Annotated in this window: 11 protein-coding genes, 5 tRNA genes and 2 rRNA genes (1 of these 18 running past the window's edge); all 18 read right to left on the reverse strand. The window is 53.7% G+C overall.

Annotated elements, in window-relative coordinates; genetic code table 11:
• Positions 1 to 45: 45 nt before the first annotated feature.
• The gene (rpoB, locus tag P3G59_RS26090) at positions 46 to 4119 is read right to left on the reverse strand and encodes a DNA-directed RNA polymerase subunit beta (protein WP_007950180.1); all 4074 of its coding nucleotides are present in this window, start codon (positions 4117 to 4119) and stop codon (positions 46 to 48) included.
• Between the two features lie 221 nt (positions 4120 to 4340).
• Entirely contained in the window at positions 4341 to 4706 is a 366-nt protein-coding gene (gene rplL / locus P3G59_RS26095) for a 50S ribosomal protein L7/L12 (RefSeq protein ID WP_007916477.1), read from the reverse strand.
• A 78-nt stretch (positions 4707 to 4784) separates the two neighbouring features.
• Positions 4785 to 5285 carry a 50S ribosomal protein L10 gene (rplJ, locus tag P3G59_RS26100; protein ID WP_007916479.1) on the reverse strand — a complete coding sequence of 167 codons (501 nt, stop codon included), beginning with the start codon at positions 5283 to 5285 and terminating at the stop codon, positions 4785 to 4787.
• Between the two features lie 198 nt (positions 5286 to 5483).
• Positions 5484 to 6179 (reverse strand): 50S ribosomal protein L1, encoded by a 696-nt coding sequence (rplA, locus tag P3G59_RS26105; protein ID WP_007916481.1) that lies wholly within the window; start codon positions 6177 to 6179, stop codon positions 5484 to 5486.
• On the reverse strand, positions 6179 to 6610 hold the full coding sequence (rplK, locus tag P3G59_RS26110) for a 50S ribosomal protein L11 (protein ID WP_003228756.1): 432 nt from the start codon (positions 6608 to 6610) through the stop codon (positions 6179 to 6181). Before rplK ends, rplA begins: the two co-directional genes overlap by 1 nt.
• Before the next feature lie 117 nt (positions 6611 to 6727).
• The gene (gene nusG / locus P3G59_RS26115) at positions 6728 to 7261 is read right to left on the reverse strand and encodes a transcription termination/antitermination protein NusG (RefSeq protein ID WP_007957598.1); all 534 of its coding nucleotides are present in this window, start codon (positions 7259 to 7261) and stop codon (positions 6728 to 6730) included.
• A gap of 9 nt (positions 7262 to 7270) precedes the next feature.
• Positions 7271 to 7639 carry a preprotein translocase subunit SecE gene (gene secE, locus P3G59_RS26120; protein ID WP_007916493.1) on the reverse strand — a complete coding sequence of 123 codons (369 nt, stop codon included), beginning with the start codon at positions 7637 to 7639 and terminating at the stop codon, positions 7271 to 7273.
• Between the two features lie 45 nt (positions 7640 to 7684).
• Positions 7685 to 7760 (reverse strand) — tRNA-Trp (locus P3G59_RS26125).
• Between the two features lie 53 nt (positions 7761 to 7813).
• Positions 7814 to 9007, reverse strand: coding sequence for an elongation factor Tu (tuf, locus tag P3G59_RS26130; protein WP_053124324.1), 1194 nt, complete (start codon positions 9005 to 9007; stop codon positions 7814 to 7816).
• Positions 9008 to 9092: 85 nt separating this feature from the next.
• A tRNA-Thr gene (locus tag P3G59_RS26135) sits at positions 9093 to 9168 on the reverse strand.
• Positions 9169 to 9194: 26 nt separating this feature from the next.
• Positions 9195 to 9268: transfer RNA gene (locus P3G59_RS26140), tRNA-Gly, on the reverse strand.
• A gap of 25 nt (positions 9269 to 9293) precedes the next feature.
• Positions 9294 to 9378 (reverse strand) — tRNA-Tyr (locus tag P3G59_RS26145).
• 143 nt (positions 9379 to 9521) lie between these two features.
• Complete coding sequence (locus P3G59_RS26150) at positions 9522 to 9953, reverse strand: hypothetical protein (protein ID WP_277759507.1); 432 nt, start codon at positions 9951 to 9953, stop codon at positions 9522 to 9524.
• A 7-nt stretch (positions 9954 to 9960) separates the two neighbouring features.
• Positions 9961 to 10713: a pantothenate kinase gene (locus tag P3G59_RS26155; protein WP_277759508.1), complete on the reverse strand. Its 753-nt coding sequence runs from the start codon at positions 10711 to 10713 to the stop codon at positions 9961 to 9963.
• On the reverse strand, positions 10703 to 11656 hold the full coding sequence (gene birA / locus P3G59_RS26160; RefSeq protein ID WP_277759509.1) for a bifunctional biotin--[acetyl-CoA-carboxylase] ligase/biotin operon repressor BirA: 954 nt from the start codon (positions 11654 to 11656) through the stop codon (positions 10703 to 10705). The genes P3G59_RS26155 and birA overlap by 11 nt, the downstream gene beginning before the upstream one ends.
• Positions 11657 to 11787: 131 nt before the next feature.
• A 5S ribosomal RNA gene (rrf, locus tag P3G59_RS26165) occupies positions 11788 to 11903 on the reverse strand.
• A 157-nt stretch (positions 11904 to 12060) separates the two neighbouring features.
• Positions 12061 to 14954: ribosomal RNA gene (locus P3G59_RS26170) — 23S ribosomal RNA — on the reverse strand.
• A 247-nt stretch (positions 14955 to 15201) separates the two neighbouring features.
• Positions 15202 to 15221 (reverse strand) — tRNA-Ala (locus P3G59_RS26175); it runs 56 nt beyond the window's last position.

The following is a 15221-nucleotide window of genomic DNA, read 5'->3' on the forward strand; positions in this document are numbered from 1 at the left end:
GCAGAGAGCGGGCAATCCTGCCCCGCTCTCGATTCGCGTCACGTGTTATTCGGTTTCCAGATCGATATCGATGCCGAGGGAACGAATTTCCTTGATCAACACGTTGAAGGACTCGGGCATGCCCGGCTCCATACGGTGATCGCCATCCACGATGTTTTTGTACATCTTGGTACGGCCGTTCACATCGTCCGACTTCACTGTGAGCATTTCTTGCAGAGTGTAAGCAGCACCGTATGCTTCCAGTGCCCAGACCTCCATCTCCCCGAAACGCTGACCACCGAACTGCGCCTTACCACCCAGCGGCTGCTGGGTAACCAGGCTGTACGAACCGGTAGAACGCGCGTGCATCTTGTCGTCTACCAAGTGGTTCAGCTTCAGCATGTACATGTAGCCAACGGTAACTGGACGCTCGAACTTGTTGCCGGTACGGCCGTCAGTCAACTGCATCTGGCCGCTTTCCGGCAGGTCTGCCAGTTTCAGCATGGCCTTGATTTCGCTTTCCTTGGCGCCGTCGAACACTGGAGTGGCCATTGGAACACCGCCACGCAGGTTCTTCGCCAGATCCAGGATTTCCTGATCGGAGAAGCTGTCCAGATCTTCGTTACGACCGCCGATCTGGTTGTAGATCTCGTCCAGGAAGGTACGCAGTTCAGCGACTTTACGCTGCTCTTCGATCATCCGGTTGATCTTCTCGCCCAGCCCCTTGGCCGCGAGGCCCAGGTGGGTTTCAAGGATCTGACCAACGTTCATACGCGAAGGTACGCCCAGCGGGTTGAGGACGACGTCGACCGGGGTGCCATTGGCATCGTGCGGCATGTCTTCAACCGGCATGATCACGGAGACCACACCTTTGTTACCGTGACGACCGGCCATCTTGTCGCCCGGCTGGATGCGACGACGGATTGCCAGGTAAACCTTGACGATTTTCAGCACGCCTGGAGCCAGGTCATCGCCCTGCTGCAGTTTGCGCTTCTTGTCTTCGAACTTGTCGTCCAGCAGACGGCGGCGATCAACGATGTAGGCCTGAGCCTTCTCGAGCTGCTCGTTCAGAGCATCTTCAGCCATGCGCAGTTTGAACCACTGACCATGCTCAAGACCGTCGAGAACTTCGTCGGTGATGTCCTGACCTTTCTTCAGACCTGCGCCGCCTTCAGCCTTGTGGCCTACCAGAGCGGAACGCAGACGTTCGAAAGTCGCGCCTTCAACGATACGGAACTCTTCGTTCAGATCCTTGCGAATCTCGTCGAGCTGAGTCTTCTCGATCGACAGTGCACGAGCATCACGCTCAACGCCGTCGCGGGTGAAGACCTGTACGTCGATGACAGTACCTTTGGTACCGGTAGGTACGCGCAGGGAAGTGTCTTTAACGTCGCTGGCTTTCTCACCGAAGATTGCACGCAGCAGTTTTTCTTCCGGAGTCAGTTGGGTCTCGCCTTTCGGAGTGACCTTACCGACCAGGATGTCGCCTGCGCCAACTTCAGCACCTACGTAAACGATACCGGCTTCGTCCAGTTTGTTCAGTGCAGCTTCACCCACGTTCGGGATGTCTGCAGTGATTTCCTCAGGCCCAAGCTTGGTGTCACGGGCCACACAGGTCAGTTCCTGAATGTGGATCGTGGTAAAGCGGTCTTCCTGAACCACACGCTCGGACAGGCAGATGGAGTCTTCGAAGTTGAAGCCGTTCCATGCCATGAACGCGATGCGCATGTTCTGACCCAGTGCCAGCTCACCCATGTCGGTGGACGGGCCGTCGGCCATGATGTCGCTACGCTGAACGCGATCACCTTTGCTCACCAGCGGACGCTGGTTGATGCAGGTGTTCTGGTTCGAGCGGGTGTATTTGGTCAGGTTGTAGATGTCGACACCAGCTTCGCCGGTTTCAACTTCGTCATCAGCAACACGAACCACGATACGGCTGGCGTCGACGGAATCGATCACGCCACCACGACGAGCCACGACGCAAACGCCGGAGTCACGGGCTACGTTACGCTCCATGCCGGTACCTACCAGCGGCTTGTCAGCGCGCAGGGTTGGTACAGCTTGACGCTGCATGTTCGAACCCATCAACGCACGGTTGGCGTCGTCGTGCTCGAGGAACGGAATCAGCGACGCTGCGACCGAAACTACCTGCTTCGGCGAAACGTCCATCAAGGTGACTTCTTCAGGTGCCTTGACGGTGAATTCGTTCAGGTGACGTACGGCTACCAGTTCGTCGATCAGGACTTTCTGGTCGTTCATGGTCGCCGAAGCCTGCGCGATCACGTGATCGGCTTCTTCAATGGCGGACAGGAACACGATTTCGTCGGTGACCACACCCTCTTTCACCACGCGGTACGGGCTTTCCAGGAAGCCGTACTGGTTGGTGCGAGCGTAAGCAGCCAAGGAGTTGATCAGACCGATGTTCGGACCTTCCGGCGTTTCAATCGGGCATACACGACCGTAGTGAGTCGGGTGTACGTCACGAACTTCAAAGCCTGCGCGCTCACGAGTCAGACCGCCAGGGCCGAGTGCAGAAACACGACGCTTGTGGGTGATCTCGGACAGCGGGTTGTTCTGGTCCATGAACTGCGAGAGCTGGCTGGAACCGAAGAACTCTTTCACCGCTGCAGCCACTGGCTTGGCGTTGATCAGGTCTTGCGGCATCAGGCCTTCGCTTTCAGCCATCGACAGACGCTCTTTGACCGCACGCTCAACACGTACCAGGCCAACGCGGAACTGGTTCTCGGCCATTTCGCCTACGCAGCGAACACGACGGTTACCCAGGTGGTCGATGTCATCGACGATGCCTTTACCGTTACGGATGTCGACCAGGGTCTTCAGTACCGCGACGATGTCTTCCTTGCACAGCACGCCCGAGCCTTCGATCTCGGTACGACCGATACGACGGTTGAACTTCATCCGGCCGACCGCAGACAGGTCATAACGCTCAGGGCTGAAGAACAGGTTGTTGAACAGGGTTTCGGCAGCGTCTTTGGTTGGCGGCTCGCCTGGACGCATCATGCGATAGATCTCGACCAGCGCTTCCAATTGGTTGCTGGTGGAGTCGATCTTCAGCGTGTCGGAGACGAACGGACCGCAGTCGATGTCGTTGGTGTACAGAGTTTCGATGCGAACGACGCCGGACTTGGCAATTTTTGCCAGGACTTCAGTGTTCAGCTCGGTGTTGCACTCTGCCAGGATTTCGCCGGTAGCCGGGTGCACGATGACCTTGGCGGTAGTGCGACCGAGGACGTAGTCCAGAGGCACTTCCAGGGTCTTGATGCCGGCTTTTTCGATCTGGTTGATGTGGCGCGCGGTAATACGGCGGCCCGCTTCAACAATGACCTTGCCTTTCTCGTCCTGAATGTCGAGAACCGCAATTTCACCACGCAGACGCGAAGCAATCAGTTCCAGACTGAGGGTTTCGCCGCTCAGGTGGAAAACGTTGGTGGTGTAGAAAGCGTCCAGCACTTCTTCAGTGGTATAGCCGAGCGCACGCAGCAATACCGATGCCGGCAGCTTGCGACGACGGTCGATACGCACGAACACGCAGTCTTTCGGGTCGAACTCGAAGTCCAGCCACGAACCGCGGTAAGGAATGATGCGCGCGGAGTACAGCAGTTTGCCGGAGCTATGCGTCTTGCCGCGGTCGTGGTCGAAGAACACGCCCGGGGAACGGTGCAGCTGGGAAACGATTACACGCTCGGTACCGTTGATTACGAAGGTACCGTTCTCAGTCATCAGGGGGATTTCACCCATGTAGACTTCTTGCTCTTTGATGTCCTTGATCGCTTTGTTCGACGATTCTTTGTCGAAAATGATCAGGCGCACTTTTACCCGCAAAGGTACGGCGAAAGTTACACCGCGCAATACGCATTCTTTGACATCAAATGCCGGTTCGCCCAGGCGATAACCGACGTACTCCAGCGCAGCATTGCCGGAGTAGCTGATGATCGGGAAAACGGATTTGAAGGCCGCATGCAGGCCCACGTCGCGGAACTGATCTTTAGTCGCTCCCGCTTGCAAGAATTCACGATACGAATCCAGCTGGATGGCCAGGAGGTAAGGCACATCCATGACGTCCGGCAACTTGCTAAAGTCCTTGCGGATACGTTTTTTCTCAGTATATGAGTAAGCCATCAGCGTTCCCCAGCTTGGTCACCTGCTTGTTTGGCCCCTCCCGACGGGAGCAGCCAGAAAATCGTGCAAACCCCATGGTTTGCGCCACCGCATCGGGTGGTTACAGCGCCTTCATCAGCACCGACCCAGTCGGCTGCCAATAACGGAAAAAGGCCGGTGGCAAGAGCCACCAGCCATCAGCCTGTCGCTTGACGCTCGGGCTGGAGGAGCAAAGTCGATACTTATTTCAGCTCGACTTTAGCGCCTGCTTCTTCCAGCTTCTTCTTAGCGTCTTCAGCCGCTTCTTTCGAAACGCCTTCAGCTACAACCTGAGGAGCGCCGTCTACTTTCTCTTTGGCTTCTTTCAGGCCCAGACCGGTCAGTTCACGAACTGCCTTGATCACGTTAACCTTCTTCTCGCCAGCTTCCAGCAGAACAACGTTGAACTCGGTTTGCTCTTCAACAACAGCGGCAGCAGCAGCTGGACCAGCAGAAGCAGCGGCAGCGGATACGCCGAACTTCTCTTCCATTGCCTTGATCAGCTCAACGATTTCCAGAACCGATTTTTCGCCGATTGCGTCGATGATTTGTTCGTTAGTCAGAGACATGACTTATTTCCTGAATTGGGGGATAGCCTGGAGGCCATCGAAATAAACAAAAATACGCGAGAGAGGAAACGCTCAGCCTTAGGCTGCAGCAGCTTCTTTCTGGTCGCGAAGTGCCGCCAGAGTACGAGCCAATTTGCTGGTAGCGCCTTGAATCACGCTCATCAGCTGGGAAATTGCTTCGTCACGGGTCGGCAGGCTTGCCAGAACGTCGATCTGATTAGCTGCGAGGAACTTGCCCTCGAACGCAGCTGCCTTGATCTCGAACTTGTCCTGACCTTTAGCGAACTCTTTGAACAGACGAGCAGCAGCGCCCGGGTGTTCGTTGGAGAATGCGATCAAGGTCGGGCCGGTGAACACGTCGTTGAGAACACTGTATTCAGTGTCAGCAACAGCGCGCTTGAGCAGGGTGTTACGTACAACACGTACGTAAACGCCAGCTTCACGAGCCTCTTTACGGAGTCCGGTCATTGCGCCTACTGTTACGCCACGGGCATCAACCACGACAGCGGACAGAGCGACTTTGGCAGCCTCGTTGACTTCAGCGACGATGGCCTTCTTGTCTTCGAGATTAATTGCCACGGGTTTAACTCCTGCTTGTTACCGTTTCATTCGATCGAAACCGAATGTCGTTTTGGTGTCTGATTCGGTAAGGAACCGGGAGCACCATCTGCGTAGGCTGGTGGTTTAAGACTTGCGTCGCCTACGGTCTTGGATAGCCCCCGCCAGGCAGGGACCCCAATTTTTCAACTGGCGCGAGTAGTCGCGCCAATTTTTGTCTTACGCGTCCAGCGAGCTCTGGTCGATAACCAGACCTGGGCCCATAGTGGTGCTCAGGGTAACGCGCTTGACGTAAATACCTTTCGACGAAGCTGGCTTGATACGCTTCAGATCAGCGATCAGGGCTTCAACGTTTTCCTTCAGCTTGACGGCGTCGAAGCCCATCTTGCCAACGGAAGTGTGAATGATGCCGTTTTTGTCGGTGCGATAACGAACCTGACCAGCTTTAGCGTTCTTGACCGCAGTCGCTACGTCTGGAGTTACGGTACCAACCTTAGGGTTAGGCATCAGACCGCGCGGACCGAGGATCTGACCCAGTTGACCTACAACGCGCATGGCATCCGGGGATGCGATCACTACGTCATAGTTCAGGTCGCCGCCTTTCATTTCGGCAGCCAGGTCGTCCATACCTACACGGTCAGCGCCGGCAGCCAGAGCGGCCTCGGCAGCTGGACCCTGGGTGAACACAGCAACGCGAACAGTCTTGCCAGTGCCGTGTGGCAGCACAGTAGCGCTACGAACAACCTGGTCGGATTTACGCGGGTCTACACCCAGGTTTACAGCAACGTCAAACGACTCGCTGAACTTGACAGTCGACAGCTCGGCCAACAGGGCTGCGGCGTCTACAATGTTGTAGGCCTTGCCTGCTTCGATTTTGCCGGCGATAGCCTTTTGACGCTTGGTCAGCTTAGCCATTACACACCCTCCACGTTAAGGCCCATGCTACGAGCAGAACCGGCGATAGTACGCACGGCTGCATCCATATCAGCTGCAGTCAGATCCGCGTTTTTGGTTTTCGCGATTTCTTCCAGCTGAGCACGGGTAACAGTGCCAACCTTAACGGTGTTCGGACGAGCGGAACCGCTGGTCAGACCGGCCGCCTTCTTCAGCAGAACCGAAGCAGGGGTGGATTTTGTTTCAAAAGTGAAGCTACGGTCGCTGTAGACAGTGATGATCACTGGAGTCGGCAGACCTGCTTCAAGACCCTGAGTACGGGCGTTGAAAGCCTTGCAGAATTCCATGATGTTCACGCCGTGCTGACCCAGAGCAGGACCAACAGGTGGGCTTGGGTTAGCCTGAGCGGCCTTCACTTGCAGCTTGATGTAAGCGGTAATTTTCTTGGCCATGAGGCACTCCAATTACGGGTTCGATCGCCTCGAAAGGCTCCCCGGTTACTTGCGCGTTTATCCCAGTGACGACAAAACCCCACAGCCTAGGGCTGCGGGGTTGGGATGCTTGTTCAGCTAGACCTTTTCGACCTGACTGAACTCCAACTCTACCGGGGTAGAGCGACCGAAAATAAGCACAGCCACTTGGATCCGGCTCTTTTCGTAGTTAACTTCTTCAACAACGCCATTGAAATCAGCAAATGGACCGTCATTGACTCGCACCGTTTCGCCTGGCTCAAACAGAGTCTTCGGCTTCGGCTTGTCGCTACCATCAGCGACGCGACGCAGAATTGCTTCCGCCTCTTTATCAGTGATTGGCGCAGGCTTATCAGCGGTACCGCCAATGAAACCCATCACCCGAGGAGTGTCCTTGACCAAGTGCCAAGTCCCCTCATTCATATCCATCTGAACCAGCACATAGCCTGGAAAGAACTTACGCTCGCTCTTGCGCTTCTGGCCGTTACGCATTTCAACCACTTCTTCAGTGGGAACCAGAATCTCGCCGAAGCCATCTTCCATGCCAGCCAGCTTTACGCGCTCGATCAGCGAGCGCATCACATGCTTCTCGTAACCCGAGTAAGCATGCACAACATACCAACGCTTAGCCACGGGACACCCTTAGCCGACGATCAAGGAAACAAGCCAGCCGAGCAGGGAATCGAGCCCCCACAACAGCAACGCCATAACCAGAACAACAGCCACCACAATAAGGGTGGTCTGCGTGGTTTCTTGGCGAGTTGGCCACACGACTTTACGAATCTCGGTGCGAGCTTCCTTAACGAGTACAAAGAAAGACTTGCCCTTCGCAGTCTGCAGGCCTACAAAGGCAGCTACAGCAGCAATGACAAGCAAAGCGAGTACACGGTACAGGATCGGCGAAGCAGAGTAATACTGATTGCCAACAACGCCAACAACCACCAAAGCGACAACTACAAGCCACTTGAGCAGATCGAAGCGAGAGCCTTGAGCTTCAGCTTTAGGAGTCATCTATGAAGATCCTGTGAAAAGAAAGCCAGACACACCAAGTGAATCTGGCAGGTCAGGAGGGAATCGAACCCCCAACCTACGGTTTTGGAGACCGTCGCTCTGCCAATTGAGCTACTGACCTAAAACAAAATCAGGCCGACCATTATGCCGGCCCGAAAAATACATTACAACTACTTACTCGATGATTTTAGCTACGACGCCAGCGCCGACGGTACGACCGCCTTCACGGATAGCGAAACGCAGACCGTCTTCCATCGCGATGGTTTTGATCAGGGTAACAGTCATCTGAATGTTGTCACCTGGCATTACCATTTCAACGCCTTCTGGCAGCTCGCAGTTACCAGTCACGTCAGTAGTACGGAAGTAGAACTGTGGACGGTAGCCTTTGAAGAACGGAGTATGACGACCGCCTTCTTCCTTGCTCAGAACGTAAACTTCTGCAGTAAACTTGGTGTGCGGCTTAACCGAACCCGGCTTAACCAGAACCTGACCACGCTCAACGTCGTCACGCTTGGTGCCACGCAGCAGAACGCCGCAGTTCTCACCAGCACGACCTTCGTCGAGCAGCTTGCGGAACATTTCAACACCGGTGCAAGTAGTAACGGTGGTGTCACGCAGACCAACGATTTCCAGCGGATCTTGAACGCGAACGATACCGCGCTCGATACGTCCGGTCACAACAGTACCGCGACCCGAGATCGAGAATACGTCTTCGATTGGCATCAGGAACGGCTTGTCGGTTACACGCACTGGTTCTGGGATGTAGCTGTCCAGAGTTTCAACCAGTTTCTTGACGGCAGTGGTGCCCATCTCGTTGTCGTCTTTGCCTTCCAGAGCCATACGAGCCGAACCGATGATGATTGGAGTGTCATCGCCCGGGAAGTCGTAGGTGGACAGCAGGTCGCGAACCTCCATTTCAACCAGTTCCAGCAGCTCAGCGTCGTCTACCAGGTCAGCCTTGTTCAGGAAAACCACGATGTACGGAACGCCAACCTGACGGGACAGCAGGATGTGCTCGCGGGTTTGTGGCATCGGACCATCAGCGGCCGAGCAAACCAGAATAGCGCCGTCCATTTGAGCAGCACCGGTGATCATGTTCTTCACATAGTCAGCGTGACCTGGGCAGTCGACGTGAGCGTAGTGACGGATCTTCGAGTTGTACTCAACGTGTGCGGTGTTGATGGTGATACCGCGAGCCTTTTCTTCTGGCGCACTGTCGATCTTGTCGAAGTCAACGATTGCGGAACCGAAAACTTCGGAGCAAACGCGAGTCAGAGCAGCAGTCAGAGTGGTTTTACCGTGGTCAACGTGACCAATGGTCCCAACGTTGACGTGGGGCAGGGAACGATCAAATTTTTCCTTAGCCATCGATATCACCCTCAACAGAAGAAATTAGACAAACAATATCAACCATTAAAACAAAGGCAGATATTTTCATATCTGCCTTGTTATATGGAGCTCTTGAGCGGATTTGAACCGCTGACCTCACCCTTACCAAGGGTGTGCTCTACCAACTGAGCTACAAGAGCAAAACACTTTGCACAACCTGCAAACTTGGAGCGGGTAGCGGGAATCGAACCCGCATCATCAGCTTGGAAGGCTGAGGTTCTACCACTAAACTATACCCGCGGAGCCTGCAGCTCACGCTTAAATCTGGTGGAGGGAGAAGGATTCGAACCTTCGAAGTCGTAGACGTCAGATTTACAGTCTGATCCCTTTGGCCGCTCGGGAACCCCTCCTAATCAGGCCGGCATTCTATACTATGCCAAACCCCTGTCAAGCATTTTCTCATTTAAAAACCTGAGGTTAGCTGCGTTGACACCGCCTCACATCGAAAACCTGTTTGGGTCTTCGCTGTGGAGCGGGCGCCATTCTATGCAAACTATTCAGCAGGTGCAACCCCCTCACACAGCATTATTTTATGTTTTAACTCATTGAATTCGTTGGAAAGGTTTTGCAGCTGAGCATCACCCAACAAACGCTGGCTCTGAGGCGCGACAGACAACCAATAACCGGCCCCAGAAGCATCCTTCGATGAAGATTGCACATCGACCCCCATTTCGGCCAAACGCTGCTGAAAAACTGAAAGAGACTCTTGCCGGGAAAAACCACCGAGGAACAGACACTCCTGCCGTCGAGCCCCCCGCCCCTCCCGAACTTCACCTGTCGTTTCGCTAAGCAAGCGAATGTCTTGCTGGGAACCTCGATACAAACTGAGAGGCGTTACGTCCTTCGCCCGCAAAGGTGCTTCCTGCTGGTGCCAGACATAATAGAAACCATTAAGAACGATAAGCAGGAGGAACAACCAACGCATACAAACCTCAGGAAAAAGGACATGCCATAGCCAGCCCCACAAATACCAGGTCAGGAACGACTCTGGCCCCGGGCGCGACATCTGCGACCAATACAGCATCACCACCAGTTATAAAGACTGCGAAATCTTCCCCCCAGTAGGCGCTCGCCATTTCCAGCTGCGTCAGCACAAAACCCCGCAACATTAACGAACACCCACGCTCCACCGCCTCAACGGTGGTGCGCCCAGGTGCATTGCTGGACAGCGCGCGCTCAGCCGCCAGATCTCCATAGCGAATCTTACGGGTATGTGTACGTAACTGATTGCGCATCAATGGCATACCAGGACAAATGAAACCGCCCAGATGCTCACCATCAGCAGCAATAAAGTCAGCCGTTACCGCCGTACCGAAATCGAGCACAAGGCAAGCGCTGCCCGATGCAAGATGAAACCCACCCAGCATGGCCAACCACCTATCAAGCCCTAGACGCTCATAGTCTTCATAACCATTTTTGACACCAGATATTTCACGTGCGGACTGCGCACACACCACCGAAATACCGAACTCTCGCTTGATCGCATCGATTAATGCATCAGTTTCTTCCGCAGTCCTGACACTAACCAAGCGGCACTTGCGCAGCACAAGCCCGTCAAGGGATCTCAAACTTTCAAGTAACGCCAGATCAGAGTCGACAACCCCTTCGGAAAAGAGAGCCGCGGGCGCAGCCCTCAGCACTCGCCACTTAATAAAGCTGTTCCCGCAGTCGAGCTCAAGAATCATCACGCAACCTCAGGCTGAGCTCACCACCGCTAAAGACTTTTTCCACGCCATCCACCTTCAGGCGCAGCGCACCCTGATTATCTATTCCGAGCACAACACCATCTATCTGACTGGAACCCGCAATCAACGATACAGGCCGATCATGCCACAAGTGATTAGCCTCCCATTCTGCCTGGAGAACCGAGAAACCATCCGCCTGATGGCGCCGGATGTAAGCACTTAACTGTTTACTCAGCTCAACCACCAAGGCATTACGATCACTGCTTTTGCCTGACTCAAGCCGGATAGATGTCCATTGCTGATCGACCTCATCCGATAATTGCATATTCACGTTAATGCCAATGCCCAGCACAACATGGCAAACATCGGCGGGATCTCCGACGAGTTCAAGGAGAATGCCGGCGATTTTCTTGTTACCTACCAAGACATCGTTGGGCCACTTCAATCCGCTACTTGGCACTCCAAAATTTCGCAGAGTCTGCAAGACAGCCAACCCCACAACAAGACTCAACCCCTCGAGCTGGCGCATTCCGCCGTCGATACGCAGGACAAGACTGTAATAGAGATTCTCAGCAAATGGACTCACCCATTTGCGACCTCTTCGCCCACGTCCAGAGACTTGTCGCTCCGCGAGCACCAAAAAGGGCGCCAAACTACCTTGGCCAATCGCACGCAAGGCCTCAGCATTTGTCGAGTCGACCGAATCCAGGACAGTCACCGGCCAACCTGGCGCCATTGCCGATATCGCCCGAGAGTCGAGAAGCGTCAATGGCGCAGCCAATTGATAACCCCGCCCACGAACTTTATGAATGGACAAGCCAAGCTCAGCCTCTAGATGCTGAAGCTGTTTCCATACAGCACTTCGACTTATTCCCAGGGCAACCCCCAGATCCTGACCAGAATGGAATCGACCATCCTTCAGAAGGTTCAACAACGTCAGCATGCAGGTCTCGCCTTACAATGAGGCCCGAATAATAGCCATGCCCCGGGCCGTTGCATAGAAATCAAGCAGATACTTTCCTGCGGGCAAAACAAAACCCCAACTGCTTTCGCAATTGGGGTTTCGGAATTTAATCTTGACGATGACCTACTCTCACATGGGGAAACCCCACACTACCATCGGCGATGCATCGTTTCACTGCTGAGTTCGGGATGGGATCAGGTGGTTCCAACGCTCTATGGTCGTCAAGAAATTCGGGTACCGAATCGTGGCCAAATGGCCTCGCTTCAGCAAATTGGGTATGTGACAGCTTTCGGTGTTTTGTGAGCATCGAACTTTCGGTTCGTTTCGTCTTCACACACCGCAATCTGATGCTCTCTCGAGTAGTCAAATTGCTTGGGTGTTATATGGTCAAGCCTCACGGGCAATTAGTATTGGTTAGCTCAACGCCTCACAGCGCTTACACACCCAACCTATCAACGTCGTAGTCTTCGACGGCCCTTCAGGGAACTCAAGGTTCCAGTGAGATCTCATCTTGAGGCAAGTTTCCCGCTTAGATGCTTTCAGCGGTTATCTTTCCCGAACATAGCTACCCGGCAATGCCACTGGCGTGACAACCGGAACACCAGAGGTTCGTCCACTCCGGTCCTCTCGTACTAGGAGCAGCCCCTCTCAAATCTCAAACGTCCACGGCAGATAGGGACCGAACTGTCTCACGACGTTCTAAACCCAGCTCGCGTACCACTTTAAATGGCGAACAGCCATACCCTTGGGACCGGCTTCAGCCCCAGGATGTGATGAGCCGACATCGAGGTGCCAAACACCGCCGTCGATATGAACTCTTGGGCGGTATCAGCCTGTTATCCCCGGAGTACCTTTTATCCGTTGAGCGATGGCCCTTCCATACAGAACCACCGGATCACTAAGACCTACTTTCGTACCTGCTCGACGTGTCTGTCTCGCAGTCAAGCGCGCTTTTGCCTTTATACTCTACGACCGATTTCCGACCGGTCTGAGCGCACCTTCGTACTCCTCCGTTACTCTTTAGGAGGAGACCGCCCCAGTCAAACTACCCACCATACACTGTCCTCGATCCGGATAACGGACCTGAGTTAGAACCTCAAAGTTGCCAGGGTGGTATTTCAAGGATGGCTCCACGCGAACTGGCGTCCACGCTTCAAAGCCTCCCACCTATCCTACACAAGCAAATTCAAAGTCCAGTGCAAAGCTATAGTAAAGGTTCACGGGGTCTTTCCGTCTAGCCGCGGATACACTGCATCTTCACAGCGATTTCAATTTCACTGAGTCTCGGGTGGAGACAGCGCCGCCATCGTTACGCCATTCGTGCAGGTCGGAACTTACCCGACAAGGAATTTCGCTACCTTAGGACCGTTATAGTTACGGCCGCCGTTTACCGGGGCTTCGATCAAGAGCTTCGCGTTAGCTAACCCCATCAATTAACCTTCCGGCACCGGGCAGGCGTCACACCCTATACGTCCACTTTCGTGTTTGCAGAGTGCTGTGTTTTTAATAAACAGTCGCAGCGGCCTGGTATCTTCGACCGGCATGAGCTTACGGAGCAAGTCCTTCACCCTCACCGGCGCACCTTCTCCCGAAGTTACGGTGCCATTTTGCCTAGTTCCTTCACCCGAGTTCTCTCAAGCGCCTTGGTATTCTCTACCCAACCACCTGTGTCGGTTTGGGGTACGGTTCCTGGTTACCTGAAGCTTAGAAGCTTTTCTTGGAAGCATGGCATCAACCACTTCGTGTTCTAAAAGAACACTCGTCATCAGCTCTCGGCCTTAAGATCCCGGATTTACCTAAGATCTCAGCCTACCACCTTAAACTTGGACAACCAACGCCAAGCTGGCCTAGCCTTCTCCGTCCCTCCATCGCAATAACCAGAAGTACAGGAATATTAACCTGTTTTCCATCGACTACGCTTTTCAGCCTCGCCTTAGGGACCGACTAACCCTGCGTCGATTAACGTTGCGCAGGAAACCTTGGTCTTTCGGCGTGGGTGTTTTTCACACCCATTGTCGTTACTCATGTCAGCATTCGCACTTCTGATACCTCCAGCAAGCTTCTCAACTCACCTTCACAGGCTTACAGAACGCTCCTCTACCGCATCATCCGAAGATGATACCCGTAGCTTCGGTGTATGGTTTGAGCCCCGTTACATCTTCCGCGCAGGCCGACTCGACTAGTGAGCTATTACGCTTTCTTTAAAGGGTGGCTGCTTCTAAGCCAACCTCCTAGCTGTCTAAGCCTTCCCACATCGTTTCCCACTTAACCATAACTTTGGGACCTTAGCTGACGGTCTGGGTTGTTTCCCTTTTCACGACGGACGTTAGCACCCGCCGTGTGTCTCCCATGCTCGGCACTTGTAGGTATTCGGAGTTTGCATCGGTTTGGTAAGTCGGGATGACCCCCTAGCCGAAACAGTGCTCTACCCCCTACAGTGATACATGAGGCGCTACCTAAATAGCTTTCGAGGAGAACCAGCTATCTCCGAGCTTGATTAGCCTTTCACTCCGATCCACAGGTCATCCGCTAACTTTTCAACGGTAGTCGGTTCGGTCCTCCAGTTAGTGTTACCCAACCTTCAACCTGCCCATGGATAGATCGCCCGGTTTCGGGTCTATTCCCAGCGACTAGACGCCCTATTAAGACTCGCTTTCGCTACGCCTCCCCTATTCGGTTAAGCTCGCCACTGAAAATAAGTCGCTGACCCATTATACAAAAGGTACGCAGTCACAGAACAAAGTCTGCTCCCACTGCTTGTACGCATACGGTTTCAGGATCTATTTCACTCCCCTCTCCGGGGTTCTTTTCGCCTTTCCCTCACGGTACTAGTTCACTATCGGTCAGTCAGTAGTATTTAGCCTTGGAGGATGGTCCCCCCATATTCAGACAAAGTTTCTCGTGCTCCGTCCTACTCGATTTCATGACCAAGAGATTTTCGCGTACAGGGCTATCACCCACTATGGCCGCACTTTCCAGAGCGTTCCGCTAATCTCAAAGCCACTTAAGGGCTAGTCCCCGTTCGCTCGCCACTACTAAGGGAATCTCGGTTGATTTCTTTTCCTCAGGGTACTTAGATGTTTCAGTTCCCCTGGTTCGCCTCTTGCACCTATGTATTCAGTACAAGATAACCATCTTATGATGGCTGGGTTCCCCCATTCAGACATCTCCGGATCAAAGTCTGTTTGCCGACTCCCCGAAGCTTTTCGCAGGCTACCACGTCTTTCATCGCCTCTGACTGCCAAGGCATCCACCGTATGCGCTTCTTCACTTGACCATATAACCCCAAGCAATCTGGTTATACTGTGAAGACGACATTCGCCGAAAATTCGAATTTCTCAACTAAGAGAACTCACAAATTTTACCTTAGCCTGATCCGTTACCAGTGAAAGTAACGTTCAGTCTATCTTTCTATCACATACCCAAATTTTTAAAGAACGAACTAGTCAAAGACTAGAAATCAACATTCATCATCACAGCGATGGAATGCTCATTTCTAAGCTTTCAAACTTCAGAAGCAGTAGTGGTGGAGCCAAACGGGATC

Origin of the sequence: Pseudomonas sp. A34-9, assembly GCF_029543085.1 — a bacterium.
Taxonomy (GTDB): Bacteria; Pseudomonadota; Gammaproteobacteria; order Pseudomonadales; family Pseudomonadaceae; genus Aquipseudomonas.